Source organism: Polyangium fumosum (assembly GCF_005144585.1).
Classification (GTDB): domain Bacteria; phylum Myxococcota_A; class Polyangia; order Polyangiales; family Polyangiaceae; genus Polyangium; species Polyangium fumosum.
This window is the reverse complement of sequence record NZ_SSMQ01000070.1, coordinates 49,588-66,697: the sequence shown is the minus strand read 5'-3', so window position 1 is coordinate 66,697 and position 17,110 is coordinate 49,588. Positions and strand designations below refer to the sequence as shown.

13 protein-coding genes are annotated in these 17,110 nt (G+C 69.8%); 7 read left to right on the top strand and 6 right to left on the bottom strand.

Annotation, left to right across the window (positions count from 1 at the left end; all coding sequences use genetic code 11):
• Positions 1 to 128 precede the first annotated feature (128 nt).
• The 4 genes from E8A74_RS41915 to E8A74_RS41900 form a co-directional block, all read right to left on the bottom strand.
• The gene (locus E8A74_RS41915; protein ID WP_211365575.1) at positions 129 to 386 is read right to left on the bottom strand and encodes a hypothetical protein; all 258 of its coding nucleotides are present in this window, start codon (positions 384 to 386) and stop codon (positions 129 to 131) included.
• Between the two features lie 89 nt (positions 387 to 475).
• On the bottom strand, positions 476 to 2,203 hold the full coding sequence (locus E8A74_RS41910; RefSeq protein WP_136934746.1) for a serine/threonine-protein kinase: 1,728 nt from the start codon (positions 2,201 to 2,203) through the stop codon (positions 476 to 478).
• A 74-nt stretch (positions 2,204 to 2,277) separates the two neighbouring features.
• Positions 2,278 to 3,939 carry an aldehyde dehydrogenase family protein gene (locus E8A74_RS41905; RefSeq protein WP_232379985.1) on the bottom strand — a complete coding sequence of 554 codons (1,662 nt, stop codon included), beginning with the start codon at positions 3,937 to 3,939 and terminating at the stop codon, positions 2,278 to 2,280.
• Between the two features lie 148 nt (positions 3,940 to 4,087).
• Positions 4,088 to 4,837 carry an SDR family oxidoreductase gene (locus E8A74_RS41900; protein WP_136934745.1) on the bottom strand — a complete coding sequence of 250 codons (750 nt, stop codon included), beginning with the start codon at positions 4,835 to 4,837 and terminating at the stop codon, positions 4,088 to 4,090.
• Between the two features lie 155 nt (positions 4,838 to 4,992).
• Between E8A74_RS41900 and E8A74_RS41895 the strand changes: the two genes are divergently transcribed.
• The 3 genes from E8A74_RS41895 (at position 4,993) to E8A74_RS41885 (ending at position 7,165) form a co-directional block, all read left to right on the top strand.
• Positions 4,993 to 5,916, top strand: coding sequence for a LysR family transcriptional regulator (locus tag E8A74_RS41895; RefSeq protein ID WP_170229778.1), 924 nt, complete (start codon positions 4,993 to 4,995; stop codon positions 5,914 to 5,916).
• A 119-nt stretch (positions 5,917 to 6,035) separates the two neighbouring features.
• Positions 6,036 to 6,470: a hypothetical protein gene (locus E8A74_RS41890; protein WP_136934743.1), complete on the top strand. Its 435-nt coding sequence runs from the start codon at positions 6,036 to 6,038 to the stop codon at positions 6,468 to 6,470.
• A 110-nt stretch (positions 6,471 to 6,580) separates the two neighbouring features.
• Positions 6,581 to 7,165, top strand: a complete 585-nt coding sequence (locus E8A74_RS41885; protein ID WP_136934742.1) for a biopolymer transporter ExbD — start codon at positions 6,581 to 6,583, stop codon at positions 7,163 to 7,165.
• Between the two features lie 52 nt (positions 7,166 to 7,217).
• On the opposite strand, the gene E8A74_RS41880 is transcribed toward E8A74_RS41885, so the two are convergent.
• The gene (locus E8A74_RS41880; protein WP_136934741.1) at positions 7,218 to 7,553 is read right to left on the bottom strand and encodes a hypothetical protein; all 336 of its coding nucleotides are present in this window, start codon (positions 7,551 to 7,553) and stop codon (positions 7,218 to 7,220) included.
• Positions 7,554 to 7,706: 153 nt separating this feature from the next.
• Here E8A74_RS41880 and E8A74_RS41875 point away from each other — a divergent pair, with 153 nt between their 5' ends.
• The gene (locus E8A74_RS41875) at positions 7,707 to 8,747 is read left to right on the top strand and encodes a glycoside hydrolase family 18 protein (protein WP_136934740.1); all 1,041 of its coding nucleotides are present in this window, start codon (positions 7,707 to 7,709) and stop codon (positions 8,745 to 8,747) included.
• Between the two features lie 374 nt (positions 8,748 to 9,121).
• Here the strand turns inward: E8A74_RS41875 and E8A74_RS54330 are convergent, their stop codons facing one another.
• Positions 9,122 to 11,206 carry a hypothetical protein gene (locus tag E8A74_RS54330; protein WP_211365574.1) on the bottom strand — a complete coding sequence of 695 codons (2,085 nt, stop codon included), beginning with the start codon at positions 11,204 to 11,206 and terminating at the stop codon, positions 9,122 to 9,124.
• A gap of 302 nt (positions 11,207 to 11,508) precedes the next feature.
• Between E8A74_RS54330 and E8A74_RS41865 the strand changes: the two genes are divergently transcribed.
• From E8A74_RS41865 to E8A74_RS41855, 3 genes are read left to right on the top strand one after another with little or no spacing between them, the layout of a single operon-like run.
• On the top strand, positions 11,509 to 12,630 hold the full coding sequence (locus E8A74_RS41865; protein ID WP_136934739.1) for an efflux RND transporter periplasmic adaptor subunit: 1,122 nt from the start codon (positions 11,509 to 11,511) through the stop codon (positions 12,628 to 12,630).
• A 5-nt stretch (positions 12,631 to 12,635) separates the two neighbouring features.
• Positions 12,636 to 15,707 (top strand): efflux RND transporter permease subunit, encoded by a 3,072-nt coding sequence (locus E8A74_RS41860; protein WP_136934738.1) that lies wholly within the window; start codon positions 12,636 to 12,638, stop codon positions 15,705 to 15,707.
• A complete protein-coding gene (locus E8A74_RS41855) occupies positions 15,695 to 17,005 on the top strand; it encodes a TolC family protein (RefSeq protein ID WP_136934737.1) in 1,311 nt (436 codons plus the stop codon). Before E8A74_RS41860 ends, E8A74_RS41855 begins: the two co-directional genes overlap by 13 nt.
• Positions 17,006 to 17,110 lie beyond the last annotated feature (105 nt).

Sequence of the window (17,110 nt, the reverse complement as noted above, 5' to 3'; positions counted from 1 at the left end):
GATCGCGAAGCGAGCTCGCCTCGGGGGGTGAATCGACCGGGCTTTGCCCGGGCGAGAGGGGGACGCGAGGCGTCCCCCTCGGGACAAAAGAGCTAGAACATCGAGCGGTTGTCAAACCGATCGATGTCCTAGCGTTGCGGGCCCGAGGACGGCGGCGGTCGCCACGACACACCCGCGCCCGGCCCAGGCAGATCGACCCCGAGCTCGCGCGCCAGGGCTTCGAGCTTCCGAAGGACCTCGGGATCGTCGGAGGAGGTGTCCGTGTGCTTCGAAGGATCGATGCCCTTCAGCATGAGCTTCGCGCGGACGAACCCCGCCATCGACGGGTTGCCCCGCGAGCGGTGGGCGACGATGGCGTCGATGATCTGCTTGACCTTGCCCGACATGCTTTCGCGGGCTCGCGCGCGAAATGCGGCGCGATCTCCCACTCCACGGACATCATCGCACAAACGTCACGTCATCCCCAACTGCTCTGTCAGGCCGGGGCCGCCGCCGCGGGCGTGCTGCCCGCGAGCTCGGCGAAGAGCGGCGCCAGATCGGCCCGGCCCCGCAGCGGCGCGCAGATCCGGCCCGAGGCGCGCAAGAGCTCGAACTCGAGCTTCTCCGCGCGCCGGCCGACGTCCGCGAGCGCGAGGAAGTGCTTCGCCTTGCGATCCTCCATCGCCCGATCCGCGATCACCAAGCTGTGCCGCAGCTCGCGGATTTGCTGGTCCACCTCGGACACGGCGCGCTCTTTCTCGACCGCCGCCGCCTCGACCTCGAGCTCGGCGTGGCGCGCGTTTGCCCAGAAGTCGACGAGATCGGCGAGCGCGCGGTACGCGGCTGCGAGCTCGCGGTACGGCTCGCGGAAGCCGCTCCGGCCTTCCCAGAAGACGACCTCCCGGTGCGCCTCGCGCACGCGCGGCGCGAACGAGCGCGCGGCCCCGGCGAGCGGCGCGATGCCGGCCCGGGTCGCGCGCGCCTCCTCGCGTGTCCGCGAGATGTCCACCGTGAGCCGGTCCATCGCCTTGCCCTGGCGGAAGCGGCCCTCCTTCCACTCGCGGTGGATCGTGTCGAGCGCGCGTTGCTCCTCCAGCCCGCGGGTCCGCAGCTCTGCGAGCTCCTTCGCGTGGGCCTTCATCTGCTCGAGCGTGCGCGCGACCTCGACTGGCAGCGCGCCGCCGTAGGTCTTGCCGACGAGGCGCTCGACGATCTCGACGCGCGTGCCCCAGCGCTGCACCGCGGCCGTGGCCGTGGGGCGCGGGGGCGCGAGCGGCGGCGCTGCGTCGAGATCGGGCGGCGCGGGGATACGCGCGGCCTCGCTGACCTCCTGGAGCATCGCGAGCACCCGGTGGGCGTCGACGGGCCGGCCGTCGGGCACCTTCGACATCAGGTCGTAGACGAGGTGATCGAGCGCGGGCGGCACGCCGGGCAGGTTCTCGCCGAGGCGCGGCGGCGGCTCCAGCATGTGCTTGTTCAGGATCTGCGCGGGGCTCGGCGCGTCGAAGGGCAGCCGCTGCGTGAGCATCTCGAAGAGGATCACGCCGAGCGCGTAGAGATCGGCCGGCGGGCCCGCGTCCGACGACGTCGCGCGCTCGGGGGCCATGTACTCGGGCGTGCCGAACACCTCGCCCGCGTTCGTCAGGCGCACGTCCTGCGCGCAGCGCGCGATGCCGAAATCGAGGAGCTTGACCCGATCGCCCCGGAGCAAGAAGACGTTCTCCGGCTTGAGATCCCGGTGGATGACCTCGAAGTCGTGGGCGCGCGCGAGCGCGCGCGTCATCTGAATGACGATGGGCAGCGCGCGCGCGATCGGCACTGGACCGGCGGCGATGACCTCCGAGAGGCTCTCGCCTTCGAGCAGCTCCATCACGAGGAACGGCGTGCCGTCCTCCGCGTCGCCGTGATCGAAGATCTCGATGATGTTCGGGTGCGCGAGCCGCTGCGCGAGCTTCGCCTCGCGGTTGAAGCGCTCGCGCGTCGTATTGTCCGAGGCGAGCTGCGGGTTCAGGAGCTTCACCGCGCAGGGCCGGTCCGTGAGCAGGAAGCGCGCGCGGTACACGGAGGCCATGCCGCCGATGCCGATGAGCTCGTCGAGCACGTACCGGCCCCCGACGGTACTACCGAGCCACGGATCGCGGAGCACGACGAGCGTCGAGCCGTCCGCGAAGCAGACGTTGCTCTCGCTCGGATACCGGAGGCTGCACGTGGGACAGGACTTCATGCGCGGCACGAGGGAGGGCGGGGTGGGGGGCGTGAGGCAGCCGGTCCCATCCACCGCCCCTGCGTGCCACCTGATTACAGGATCTCGCCAATGCGCTGCAAGAGTCCGCCGCCGGAGAAGAGCGCCCGGAGCCCTTTGCGGAACCAACCATAACTTTGGGCCGTGTAGGGGTACCAGAGCGGGTCCTTGCTCCCCATGCCGACCCGCTCGACGCTGACGTGCTTGATGTTGCACATCTCGCGCAGCCCTTCCTCGCCCATCGCGCGGCCGAAGCCGCTCGCCTTGATGCCGCCGAAGGGGGTGTCGGGCGTGCCGCCGTTCGTGAGCACGTCGTTCACGAGCACGCTGCCCGCCTCGACGCGCTCGGCGAGACGCGTCGCGTGATCCCGGTCGCGCGAGAAGACGTACGCGTTCAGGCCGAGGTGCGAGTCGTTCGCGAGGCGCAGGGCCTCCTCCTCGGTCGAGACGCGCATGAACGGCACGATGGGCCCGAAGATCTCCTCGGTCATCACGGTCATCTGGTGGTTGCAGCCGTCGATCACGGTCGGCTCGAAGAACTGCCCCGGCCCCTCGCGCCGCTTGCCGCCCGCGCGCACCGAGGCGCCCTTGCCAACCGCGTCCGCGATGTGCTTCTCGGCCACGTCGATCTGGTGCGGGAAGATGATCGCGCCGACGTCGACGAACTCCGCGCTCGGATCGCCCTGCCGTAGCTCCTTCGTCAGCTCGACGACGCGATCGACGAGCTTGTCGTGGACCTCGCGGTGTGCGTAGACGCGCTCGACGGAGACGCAGACCTGGCCGGCGTTCGAGAAGCCGCCGAACACGATGGCGCGCGCGGTGCGCTCGACGTCGGCGTCGGCGCAGGCGATGAGCGGGGCCTTGCCGCCGAGCTCCATCACGCACGGGATGAGCCGCTCGCCGCACGCGGCCGCGACCCTGCGGCCCGTGGCGACGCTGCCCGTGAGGATCACGAAGTCGGGCTGCGCCTCGATCAGCGCCGCGCCCGTCGGCCCGTAGCCGGGGACGATCTGGAGCAGATCCTCGGGCAGGCCCGCGCTGTCCCAGACCTCCTTCGCCTTCTGCGCGATGAGCGGCGTCACCTCGCTCGGCTTGATGACGACGGCGTTGCCCGCGAGCAGGGCGATGATGGCGTCGCGCAAGGGGAGCTGGAACGGGTAGTTCCAGGGCGAGATCACGGCCACGACGCCGCGCGGCTTGTAGTGGATGAAGCTCCGGCGATGCTTGAACATGTGGAGCTTGACCTCGTGCGGCGCGAGGACACGCGGCGCGGCCTTGGCGAAGAAGGTCGCCAGGTCGGCGGCGACCATGACCTCGTGCAGCAGGGCCTCGTGGCGGGGTTTTCCGCACTCGCGCACGAGCAGGTCGACGATCTCGTCGGCGCGGTCGACGATGGCGTCGCGGAAGCGGAGCACGCGCTCGCAGCGCTCCTCGACGGGCAGCGCGCCCCAGGCCTCCTGCGCGCGCCGCGCCCGCTCGACCGCGCGCTTGACCTCGTCGGCGGAGGTGACCTTCACCTCCCCGAGCAGCTCGCCCGTGGCCGGCGCGTAGCTCCGGATCTTCGTCGCCGCGTGCCCATTGGCGCCCGGACCGCTCCCCGTCACGTTCCCCGCCCCTCGGTCCATCACCACCTGGCCCATTTCATCCTCCTGAAAGCCGAGCGATCGGCCCGGCGCGTCGTGCTCGTCCGCGCATCCGCGCGGGCTCTTCGCCGGCACGGTCGTCGCCCGAGAACGTAGCTAAAGGGGAGGCATGCTTCAATCGGAGAACTCGCGCCACGGACGGCTTCCGCGCGGCTGTCCGGAACGAAGGCGCCCGCAGGCAAGGGCGTCTCCGGGCCCGAGGGCGTGCCGCCGATCGCCGGCGTCAAACCCGGGTCATTCCACCGTCGAGCACGATTTCCTCGCCGGTCATGAAGGATGCGTCGTCACTCGCGAGGAAAAGGGCCGCCTTCGCCACCTCGTCCGCCGTGCCGAAGCGCCGCATCGGGATCTGCGCAATCAGCCCTTGCGCGAAGCCCTTGCGCGCCTCCTCGGGGAACCCGAGCTTGGTATGGAGCGGCGTCTCGATCGGGCCTGGGCTCACGGCGTTCACGCGAATGCCCGCCTCGGCCAGCTCCGCCGCGGCGACGCGCACGATCGACCGAACCGCCGCCTTCGAGGCCGCATAGACGCTCGACCCTGGCATGCCGAGTTGATTGTTGATCGAGCTGTTGACCACGATGGCGCCGCCGCGCCGGAGGATCGGCGCGAAGTGCTTGATGTAAAGCCAGGGGCCCCGCACGTTGATGCGGAACGAATCGTCGAACGCGGCCTCGTCGAGCGAGGTGATGGGGCCGAATTTGGCCACGCCGGCATTGAGGAAGAGGACGTCGACGCCCTTGCCCTCCGCGGCGAAACGCGCGGCGAGCGCCGCGATGTCCGCGCTCGACCCGGCGTCCGAGGCGACGACCTCGGCAATGCCCGAGAGCTCCTTGCGGGCGGCTTCAATGGTTTGCGGGTTGGAGCCGGTGACGGTGACCTTCGCGCCCTCGGCCGCGAAGAGCCGGGCTGCGGCGAGCCCGATGCCCGTGGTTCCACCCGTGACGAGGACGACCTTGTTCTGCAGCTTGCCCATGATCTTTGCTCTCCAGCGAGGCCTGTGTCCCGCGGTCTTCGTGGTCCGCGTCCGGCTTCGATGCGCAGAGCATGCGCCCGCCGGCCGACCTCCGGCAGGCGAGGGAATGGCAATCTTCTGTTGCAAAAAGCTGAAGGATGCAGAGCATCCGGTCCATGGACTTCCTGGGTCGGGCCCGCACGCTCGTTCGTATCGTCGAAGCTGGTTCGTTCTCGTCGGCGGCGCGGTCGCTCGGGCTCTCGCTCGCGGCGATCAGCCGGCAGATCGGCACGCTCGAAGAGGAGCTCGGCGCGAAGCTCTTCGTGCGCACGACGCGGAGCCTTCACCTCACCGACGAGGGGAGGCGCTTCCACGAGCATGCGACGCGGCTCGTGCGCGAGGCCGACGCCGCGATGGCGAGCCTGCGGCCCGACCGGGCGATCGGGGGCCGTGTCGTCGTCTCCGCGTCCGTCGCGCTCGGGGTGCTGCGGATCGTGCCGGCGCTCCCGGCGCTGCTCGACGCGTATCCGGCGCTGGAGCTCGAAATGCGCCTGGAGGACCGCGAAGCCGAGCTCGTGGGCGAAGGCGTCGACATCGCCGTGCGCGCCGGCATGGCGCTCCCGGACACGACGAACCTCGGCGCGTTGCCGGTCGCGACGTTCGCGCGGGTCCTTGTCGCGTCCCCGGCCTATCTGCGTCGTCACGGAACGCCTCGCACGGTGGATTCGCTTGCGAGCCACGCGGCGGTGCTTGGCCTTTTGAGCTCTGCGACGGTGCATTTCGTCGAGGAAGGCGAGACTCGCGCCGTCACTTTGGCGCCGAAGCTCCGTGTGGCCACGATGCTCGGCATTCGCGCGGCGGTGGAGGCCGGCGTGGGCATGGCCGTGGTTCCCAGGTTCGTCGTCGAGGACGCCCTGGCCGCCGGTTCCCTGCGCGCGCTCCTGCCGGAGGCGACGCTCTCCCCCGTGTCGGCACATGCGCTCTACCGGATCGAGAATCGTGGTTCGCCGCGCATCGATGCCATCGTTGCGCACTTTCGCGCGACCCTGCCGACGGATCCAGCGCCCGCCGCGCCTGCGCGCGGGCGACGTCGCGCCTGAGCCTCGAAGGGCCGCGCGGCGGCTGTCCGGAACGATGCCGCCCGCGCGCGCGGCCATTTCGTGTACGTGGCTTGCGTTCCTCCACCCCGATCCGAATACACATCGTCGGGGGAATGAAGATGAAACAGATGCTTGGGACGAACGTGGCGTTGCTTTTCGTCGTGGGGACGGCGCTGCCGCTCCTGCCGGGGACGGCGCGCGCGATGGAGGGGCTCACGATCGAGATGGGCCAGAAGGGCCAGTTCCTGCATGGGGCGCTGCTCGGCATTCCCGTCGTGTACACGTGCCCGAAAGGCAGCACGTCCACGAGCCTCCTCGTGCAGCTCTCCCAGGGGTCCGGGAGCGAGGTGGTGGACGGGTTCGCCGTCGAAGACGCCCTCGAATGTGATGGCGAGCCGACGGAGACGTTGATCCTCGTGATGCCGACCAGCACGTCGCCCTTCCGCCGGAGCAAGGACATCGTGGTCGACGTGAACCTTTCGGCCTGCGACGACGTCTCCCTCACCTGCGGCGACGTGTCCGCGGGGCCGGTGGTGTTATCACTTCGGCGATAGCGCAGGATGGCGACGTCCGAGGGGGTCGCCGCGCGTCGACGGCGTCGGCAAGGTCGCGACGTCGTCGGCGCCAATTTTTCCCCGCCCGCGTCGTCTCACCACGCAGCTCCATGATCCGACTTCTTCGCCGCCGCCCCGCCCCGAACGCCCACGTCGTCCGCCCTCCCGGCCCTCGCCTCCTCCGGCGAATCGCCCTGCGCTTCTTTCAAAGCCCACCACGTGCGTGGCGCACGCTGCCGGGCGTACGCGCGCCCATCATCCTCGCCTTCATCTTGCCGCTCGCTTGGTACGCGTTCGGCCTGCTCCCCGCGTTCTCGGCCTCCGGGGAGTGCTGCGGCCCCACGCGCCTGCCTTGGCTGCCGGCGGCCTTCCATGGCGAGGACCTGGTGGACGCTCCCCTGCTCGTCGTGGGTCCCCGCCACGTCACCGTCGACGGCGTTCTCGTGGCCGAGACGCCCGCGATCGTCGAGGCCGGCGAGCCTCCCCCCCTCGACGCGCTTCGTACGCTGCTCGTGAACAAGAAAGAGCTCTGGCAGCAGATTCGTCCCGACGTGCCCTTCCCGGGGGAGATCCTCATTGCTGCCGCCCAGGATCTCCCTGCCCACGCCGTCGTGCGTGTCATGGCCAGCGCCGCCGCGGCGGGGTATCCGCGAACGAGCATCATGATCCAGAAGCTCTCTTCCCCGCTGCGCTGAGCCTCTGATCGAGCTCGGGCGAGGCGCTCGACAGGGCTTCGTCGTGCGTGGCCTACTCGCAGGCGCCCTTGGCTTCGGGCGCCTCCGTCGGGCTGTGCATGCAGCGTGTGCTGATGCAAGCATCGGGGCTGTTGCACGCCGCGCCGGGGCCGCCCTTCGGCTTGCAGGTGCCGACCACGTGGCTCCCGTCGCGGAGCAGCCCGTAGGTGTGTCTTCGCGGGAACACGCCGTTCACGCGGTCCCCGGGATCGCAGTACGACGTCGGGGCGCAGGCGGTCTCGCTCAAGACCACGTTGCAATCGCTCCCGTCCGCTTGAAACGGTTCGATCGCCGAGGTACAGCCGCTCGAGAGGATCAGCGCCGCGAGCAGCCAGCCGATGTGTTTCATGGGGGCGATGGATACCTTCGGCGCCCCGTCGCGGCAACTTCCGAATCACGCGCGCGCGCGAAGACGCCCCCCGCCGAATGCCGCGCGGGATTTGTCTTGTCCACGGCAGCACATGCGTCCAAAGTCTCGTCCGGCCGGAGCCGAGCGAGCGCCATGCCCCCTTCCAGGTCCAAACGCCTCTCCACCCGCCGGCAACTGCTGGCCTGCGCCGTCGTCGGGGCCGCGTCGACCGCCGCCTACGTCGTGTGGTCGCCCGGCGCGACGGTGAAGGACGGCCGCCACGATCTCGGCACGAACGGCATCTGGATGCAGCACGCCTGGCTCGGCGGCGACGGCTGGTTCACGCAGTATGGCAAAGAGGCGAAGAAGCCGCTGTTTCGTGATCCACGACGGCTCGCCGAGGCCGCGGCGCTTCTCCGCCGCCACCGGATCCGCGACGTGTTCCCGCACCTCTGCCCCGCTGCGGCCTCGGGGGCCATTGCGTCCCACGACCCGGCCCAGACCGAGCGGTTCCTCGATGCATTCGAGGGGTTTCGCGTGATGCCCTGGGTGGGCGGCGTGCTCGACGTCTCCGCCCGACCCGGCGATCGCGCCTGGCGCGAGGGGTTTGCGCGTTCCATCCGCGCGCTCCTCGACGCCCACCCGCGTATGGCCGGGATCCACGTGAACATCGAGCCCTGCCCGAGCGGCCATGCGCCGTATTTGACGCTGCTCGACGAGCTTCGCGCGGGGTTGCCAAAAGGGAAATTGTTGTCGGTCGCCGCGTACCCGCCGACGACGATCCTGCACCCCTTCAACGACATCCACTGGGACGAAGCGTATTTTCGCGAGGTCGCGCAGCGCGTGGATCAGCTCGCGGTCATGATGTACGACACGGCGCTCGCGAACGGGAAGCTCTACAAGGACCTCTTCACGCGGTGGACGCGCGAGGTGCTCGATTGGGCGGGAACCACGCCCGTCCTCCTCGGGCTGCCGGCCTATGACGACCCGGGCGTCGGCTACCACCACGCAGACGTCGAGAATGTACCGAATGCGCTCGCCGGGGCGCACGCGGCGCTGCAAGCGTATCCCAAGCTCCCGGCGAGCTACCAGGGCATTGCGCTCTATTCGGATTGGGAGATGACCGAGGACGAATGGGGGACGCTCCGCGCGCAGTTCCTCCGGCCGGAGGGGCCGCGCGGGGCGTCGTCCTGAAGGGGGGGAGCATGTTGGGGGCGCTGCGCTGGGGCTTTGCCCCAGGCCCCACCCGGGGCTGTCCGCCCCGGGACCCGGACCAGCGCAAGCGCTGGACTCGGGGTCGATGAACTGCGCTTTGCGCAGTTCATCGAACAGCCAGGGTCAAGACCCCAAACGACCCTGCCAACCAACACGGCAGCGTTGCAGGTTCAATCGGCAGCGTGCGCGTCGCCGGCTTGAAACCCACCTTCATGGTCTTGCCACCGGCCCGTTGGAAGAACTGCGCACCGCGCAGTTCTTCCACTTTTGGTCCAGGCCGTGCCTGGTCCGGGTCGAGGGGCGGATAGCCCCCGCGGGGTCCGGGGCAGCGCCCCGGCGCGACGCCGCGCAGCTCAATTCCCGTTCGCCAGGAGCGGCAGCGTGCCGACGGCCTCCGGGAGAGGGCCGTCGAACACGGCGCTTCCACCCGTAGTGAGCTTCAACGTACCGCCCGCCTGATCCTCGCCGAAGGCCACCTCGACGCTCGTCCCATCGTCGAAGGCCACGTTCGCGCCGATCGTCCCTGCGCTCGACGTCGGCGTCGCGCTCGCAACGGCGCCGCCCGGGGCGAGCAGCATCAAAAAGCGCGCCTGTCCGCCCGCGGCAGGGTCGCGGACGTCGAGCCGGTAGCCGCCGCTCATTTCCGATTCGAGCGCCGGCCAGGCGAGCACCTCGCCGCTGGGGAGCGCGGGGAAGAGCGGCCTCACTTCGAGCGAGCCTTGCGCGCCGCTCACCGCCCACCCTGGGCCGAGCGACGTCGGTGAGATGGGCGCATTGAGCTGCCAGACGGCCTGGGCGCCGCCGTTCGTGTCCACGCGATCCATCACCAGGAACGCGCCCGGCCCCTTCAAGAAAAGCACCTCTCGATCCACGCGGCCCACGGCCCCTTTCCCCGCGTAGACGGGCGTGATGTCCGCGCGCAGATAAAGGAAGTGCGGCGTATCGTGCAGGGCCACGAGGTTCGCCGCGCCATTCTGCATCGTGACCGTCGCGCCGTTTTGCTCGACGCGCACGAGGTTGTGCGCCTCTTCGTTCTGGTAGATCCCCGAATGGGACAGGATGTTCTGATCGTACGCCAACCATTCGCCCTGGTAGATCAGCAGCGAGCCCTGATCGCGGTGCGCGTGGCTCTCCGTGAACGGGCCGGCCATGAAGGCGCCCCACGTCGCCTTCGTGTCCCAGCCGTTCCGGAAGAAGACGCTCCCCGTGCCGGCGGCGTGGTACGTCGGGTGCAAATCCGCGAGGGGGCGCTTCGCGTGCGCCGGCGCGGCATACAGGAAGTCGTCGATGTACATGAACCGCTGCTCCATCTGCGGCACCGAGCAGCTCTCGAGCCAGGTCTGCGCCACGTCCGTGAGCGGATCGTCCGGGCCGAGCAGGTGGGAGAGGGTCAGCACGTACGATCGGTGGTAATCGAAGAGGGCCGCCGTGCTGTCGCGCGCGTGGTCGCCGATCGGCGCGATCCGATCGAGGGTGGGCACGGTGGAATGGATCAAGCTCGGGAGCGACGCGCGCGTGTGGCCCGTGAGATCCCAGATCCGCTCGCCCGTGCTCGATTCCCACAGATCGTAGAGCCGGAAGAGGTTCTTCATCGCCACGCCGTACCCGGTGCCCTCGCGCGAGCCGCCGCCCTGGAGATCACTCGTGAACGTGGGCACGAGCTCGTCCTGGATCTTCGCCACGCGGAACGTATCGAGCCACGTCTGCGCGCTGTCGTGCTCGCCGAGAGACGTCAGGCCGAGGAGCATCGTCGCGCGCAGGAAGGAGTAATAATAGTTGTTCGAGGGGTTCTCGATCGACCAACCGCTCCACGGATAGGAGACGCCTCCCCAGCTCGCCTCCTCCGGGTGCCATACGTTCCAGACCGCCTGGTTGGCATACGTGAGCCAGCGGGCGCGCTGCTCGGGCGTGGTGGAATCGAAGCACCAGTCGTGGACCAGCGCGAGATCACCGATGGTCTCGCCGATGTAGAGATAACTGTCGTGGGCCACCTCGGCGCGCTCGCCGGAGGCGATCAGCGCCTCTTCCGCGGTGACGCGCGCCTCGATTTCGTCGACCGCGTAGGTGCAATAGGCCGCCTCGCCGGTGAGGACGCCGAGGAGCGCCGCAAAGTGCGCCTCGAACGCGTAGACATTGCCGTTCTGCAGGTGGCCGTCCACCATGTCGCGGAAACGCACGGCGGCTGGCTCGGCGGCTGCGAGCGCGGCGCCGAGCCGCGCGTGGTTCGCCTCGTTCAGGTAGATCCGCGGGTGCTCCGCGGGGATGACCGGGCCGCCCCCGCCGGCGGCGCCGCTCCCTCCCGCGCCGCCCCCGCCCATCCCGCCGGCGGCGCCTTGTCCGCCGGATCCGGTGGTTTCGGGCGTGTCCGAGCATGCCACCACGAAAGATGCCGCGAGCATCGCCAGGGTCGACGCGAAGCAAAGCTTGGAAGAAGTCATGGCGCATCATCGCCCATTCTCCGCATCGCAGGGGCGAAAAGGAGCCGTGGATCGTCGTTCTTGCGCGGGCGAATCGCGGATTTTTCTCGAAAAGATGGAAGCGGACCGCGATGCTACCCCACCGGAACTCTGCGGTGTCTGTGGGGGCCAGCGTCCCGACGCCGGGGACGAGCCGACGTCATGGCGCAGGAAGGAAGCGGAGCCGACATCGTTACGGAGATTTAACGTGGCCCGTAACCATTACAAAAACGTATAGTTGCTCGTAACGGCGCGCGTCCTTCGTCGGGGTATAGGTCCAGGCGATGCAACGTTCCGCCATCGCGTGCGCCTTCGCGCTCTTGTTGACTTCTTGCGGCAAGGGGGCTCCCCCTTCTCCCGCGACGGTGAAACCTCCCTACGAGGCCCTCGAATCCGGGCGCCTGCGGATTCGCGAAGACCTCGTCGCCCAGTTCCACTTCGCGCCCGCACGCGCGAGCGACATCCAGGCGAAGCTCCAGGGCTTCGGGCGCGTGGCGTTCGCGCCGAACGCCTCCTACGCCGTGCGTGTCCCCTTTCCGGCCTTCGTGGAGCGTGTCCACGTCGCCGTGGGGAGCGACATCCAGGCCGGGCAGGCCCTCGCCACGCTCCGCAGCAGCGAAGTCGCGCGGCTGCGCTCGGAGCTCGGTCGGCTCTCGATTGCGATCTCCGCCGAGAAGGACGCGGTCGAGAGGCTGGAGAAGCTCGTGAACCAGGGCGCCGCGTCGAGCCGGGACCTCGTCGAGGCGCGCGCGAGGTATTCGACGGCCAAGGCCGAATTGCAGGGGACGCGGCTCTCGCTCAGCGCGGCAGGCGTGGCCGCGGGCGCCGGCGAGACGTTCGAATTGAAGGCGACGGCCGAAGGTCAGCTCCTCGCGCGCTCGGTCGATCCGGGCGAGCGGGTCACGCCGGAGGACGAAGAGGCGGCGTTCCTCATCGGCGACGGCAAAAAGCTCGTCGTCCGGGCCGCGTTTCCCGAGCGGGACGCGCCGCTCCTCGCGGAGGGCGCGCCTTGCGCGTTCACGGTCCCCGCCCTCGGCGCCCAGCGCATCGAGGGGAAGGTGATGCACGCAGTCCGGGCGGTCGACCGGCGCACGCATACGACCGAGGCGGCGTGCGCGCCGAATACGGACGAGCCGCGGCTGCGCGCGGAGATGAGCGCGCGTGTCGAGGTGACGGTGCGCGGCGCCGAGCGGACCCTCGTGGTGCCGCGCGGGGCCGTCCTCCTGCGCAGGGACGACCGCGTCGTGCTCGTGCAGGTCGAGCCGGGCGTGCTCGAACGGCGCGTCGTGGAGGTCGGCTCGAATCTCGGCGACGACGTGCAGATCCTGAAGGGCCTGCACGAAGGCGACGACGTGGTCACGACGAATGCGGTCCTCCTGGACGGCGAGCTCGACCTCATCCTGTAAAGCTTATGTTCAAAGCCATTGCTCGTTTCGCCGTCCGCCGCTGGCCCTTCGTCGTCACCTTCGCGGCCTTGTTCGCGACCGTCGGCGTCCAAGCTTTTCGCAGCCTGCCGATCGAGGCGTTCCCCGACGTCACCAATCCGATGGTGGAGGTCGTGGGGGTGTATCAAGGGCAGGCCGCGGAGGAGGTCGAGAAGAAGGTCACGCTGGAGCTCGAGCGCGTGGTCGCGGGCACCCCGCGGCTCATCGATATCCGCTCCGTCTCCGTGTTCGGCCTGTGCCTGATGACGCTCACGTTCGAGGAAGGGACCCCGGACTTCGAGATGCGCACGCTGGTCGCCGAGCGGCTGCGCGACGCGGAATTGCCGGCGTCCGCCGAGACCATCCTGGGGCCCCAGGCCACGCCGGTGGGCCAGATTTACCGCTATACCCTGCGCGGGGACAAGCCCTTGCGGGAGCTTCGGGCCCTTCAGGACTTCGTCGTGGAGCGGCGCCTGCGCGCGGTCCCCGGCGTCGCCGAGGTCGTGACGTTCGGCGGGTTCGAGCGGCAATATCAAGTACGCATCGATCCGGCGCGGCTCGCCGCGACGGGGATCTCGGTGCAGGAGGTCTACGAGGCCCTCGAAAAGACGAACACCAATGCAGGCGGTGGGTATGTCGGCATTGGCTCGCAGGAGTTCGTGGTGCGCGGCGTCGGCGCCCTGCGCTCGCCGGCCGACATCGGCCTCGCCGTGGTGCGCGAGGTCGGCGGCGTCCCCGTGCTCCTGCAGGACATCGCCACGGTCGTCGAGGGATCGACGCCGCGGCGCGGATCCGTGGGCCGAGGGCACGAGGACGAGGTGGTCGAGGGCATCGTGCTGCTCCGGCGCGGGCAAAACCCGAGCGTGGTCCTCGAAGCCTTGAAGGAGCGCATCGAGCAGCTCAACCGGGACGTCCTCCCCCGCGGCGTCACGATTGACGCGTTTTACGATCGGACCTCCCTCGTCGACGCGACGCTCGGCACGGTGAAGCGCAACATGGCCGAGGGCGCGCTGCTCGTCGTCGCCGTGGTCTATCTCTTCCTGCGCACGCTGCGCGGGGCGCTCCTCATTTTCCTGGTGATCCCGCTCAGCCTGCTCGCCGCGTTCGTGGGGCTCAAGTTGATGGGCCTGCCGGCGAACCTCATCTCGCTCGGCGCCATCGATTTCGGGATCATCGTCGACGGCGCGGTCATCGTGCTCGAGACGACGCTGCATTTCATGCATGGCCCACGGGCGCCGGGAGAGGACAAACGGAGCGTCATCGAGCGGGCCACGGGCAGCGTCGCCAAGCCCGTCATCTTTTCGATGCTGATCATCATCGCGGCGCTCGCGCCCATCTTCTCGCTCGAACGTGTCGAGGGGAGGATCTTCGCGCCGATGGCGTATACCTATGCCTTCGCGCTCCTCGGCGCCCTCGCCTGCGCGGCGTTCGTCGTGCCGGCCCTGGAGACGATCGCACTGCCGGAGCACGGCGCCGCGGAGGACGCACGATGGCTGCAATGGTTGCGGCGTAGCTACTTGCGGCTCCTCGCGCGGGCGGCGCGGATGCGCCTCGTGGTGCTCGCGGCGAGCGGCGCGGCCGCGATCGGGGGCGCCGTGTATGCGAGCGGGATCGGCACGGAGTTCCTCCCGGAGCTGAACGAGGGCGGTTTTTATATCACGTCCACGTTCCCCTCGACCATCTCCCTCGACGAGACACGCAGCCAGGTCCGGCGGATCCGCGAGAAGGTCCTCCGCGTGCCCGAGGTGGTGGACGTGCTCTCCCACATCGGCCGGCCCGAGGCCGCCACGCAGGCCGAGGGCCCGAACAACGCCGAGTTTTTCGTGCCCTTGCGCCCCGAGGCCGAATGGCGCCCCGGCTCGACCCGGCGCACGCTGGAGGCCGAGCTACGCCAGAGCCTCCGCGCGATCCCGGGCGTGCAATACAACTTCTCGCAGCCGATCACGGACCGCGTGTTCGAGACCATCTCCGGCATCATTGGCCAGGTGGTCGTCAAGGTGCACGGCGAGGATCTGAAAGGCTCGACCGAGCTCGCCGAGAAGATCCGCGAGAAGCTCGGCCAGGTGCAAGGCGTGACCGATCTCGCGATCTACATGGCCGGCGACAACCCGCAGCTCCGGATCGACATCCACCGCGACGCCATCGCGCGGCGGGGGCTCGCGATCGACGATGTGCAGAGCACGATCGCGGTCGCGCTGGGGGGCGCGGTGGCGACGGAGGTATGGGAGGGGGAGCGGCGTCATGGCGTCGCGCTGCGGCTGCCCGACGCGGTCCGCGCCGATCCGAGCGCGCTCGGACGTCTGATCGTGGGAGACGCGGAGACCCGCGCGACGCTCGGCGAGGTCGCCACGATCGAGCTCGGGACGGGGCGCTCCGCGGTATGGCGGGAAGACTTCTCGCGCTTCGTCGCCGTGAAATTCAACGTGCGCGGGCGGGATCTCGGGAGCGTCGTGGAGGACGGGCAGCGCGCGGTGGCCACGCTGGGCGCGCTGCCGGAGGGGACGTACATAAGCTGGGGCGGCGAGTTCCAGAACCAGCGGCGCGCGATGCGAAGGCTGGGGATCGCCTTGCCGCTCGCGGTGCTCGCGATCCTCGCGATCCTGTACGCGAACTTCCGGCGCTTTCGGCCGACGTTGATGATCCTCGCGTTCCTGCCGCTCGCGCTGGTCGGCGCTGTCGCGGGGCTAAGGCTCATGGGGGAGAATTTCTCGGTGAGCAGCGCCGTCGGGTGCATTGCGCTCCTCGGGCAACTCGTGCTCGCCGGGGTCTTGATATGCTCGCGCATCGACGAGATCGCGGAGACGAACCCCCACGGCGCGATGCTGGAGGGCGCCGAGACCGCATTCCGGCCCGTCGTCCTCACCACGTCGCTCGCGCTCCTCGGCCTGCTGCCCGCGGCGCTCTCCCATGCGATGGGGAGCGAGACCCAAAGGCCCTTCGCCATCGCCATCATCGCCGGGCTCCTCGCCGGGATCCCCGCCATTCTCTTCGTTTTGCCCGTCGCCTATGCAGGCCGACGCCGCGCGGCGCCGGTGGAGGTTGTCCCATGCGATTCTTGAAGCTTGCCATGCGGCGCGGGCTCGTCCCCGGGGCCTGCCTCGTCCTCCTGGCCCTGGCGGAGCCCGCGCAGGCCGGCGTCGACGCTGTGGCGACGACAAGCGAGGCGCCCGCGGCCGCAGGGTTCTCGCTGGCCGAGGCGCTCGCGGCCCTCGATCGCCACCCGCAGCTCGTCTCCGCGCAAGCCACGGGCCGCGCCGCGGCGCACGACGTCGTGGCCGCGGGGGTCTGGACGAATCCGCAGATCAACATCCAATATGCGCGATCCCTCGGGTACACCACGTACGATCCGCTGCTCGGCGCGGGGCAGATCGGCGTGACGCAATTCCTGGAGACGAGTGGCCTGCCGACGGCGCGGCGTCGCGCTGCGGAATTCGAGCGAGACGCCACGCACGCCGACACCGGCGCCACGCGGACACGCCTCGCGCTCGAAGTGCGCCGGGCCTTCCTCGCGCTCGCGGGCGCCTTCGAGCGGAGGAATGTCGTCGCGGGGACCCTCGTGCAGGTGGAGCGCGCCCGAGGCATCGTCGAGGCGCGCGTCGCAGGGGGGCTCGCGCCCCGCTATCATGCATCCCGCATGGCCATTGCCGTCGCAGACGCGCGCGCGGCCGTCGAGGAGGCCGAAGCGCAGATCGCGACCGAGCGAGGCGCCTTCGACGTCGCCGTTGGTCCAGGCGCCTCGGCGCTCCTGGGGGCCCCGAAGATGGATCTCTACGAATCGTCGTCCCTGCCGTCGCTGAGCAGCTTCCTGGACGCCGCGAAAAACCACAACGCCGAGGTCAACGCCATGCAGCTCCGCGCGCGCGCCGCAGCGGCGGAGGTCGATATCGCCCAGCGCTCGGTGTTCCCAGGGATCGCGGTCTACGGCGGCCTCGGCGTCGGCCAAGGGATCGGCCCGAACAACGAGCGGCAATACGATGTCCTCGTGGGCGTGACGGTCCCGATTCCGTCGCTGGACCGCGGCCAAGGCAGGATCCCCGCCGCGCGCATGCGCGCCCAAGCATGGTCGAGCGCCGCGGACGGCCTCACGCTCGAAGTCGACCAGCGTGTCCGCGCCGAGCACGCCGCCGCGAGCCGGCGCCGCGTCGCGCTGGAAAAATATCGAGAATCGGCGCTGGCTTCCAGCGCGGCCATGGTCGGCGAAATCGAAGCCGCCTACAGCGACGGGCGCCTCGCGGTGCTGGAGCTCGTGGATGCCTACACCTCCGCGCGTGACGCAAAGCTCCGGTTCGTGGACCTGGCCGTCGACGCCAAGATCGCCGAGGTGGCCGTGTGGCAAGCGGCCGGCGTGGCGCCCTGAGCGCCGCATGGGGCTCGGGCCGCGCCGGGGCGCCGCCCCGGACCCCGCGGGGGGCTGTCCGCCCCCTCGACCCCGGACCAGCGAGGCGCTGGACCCAGGGTTGAA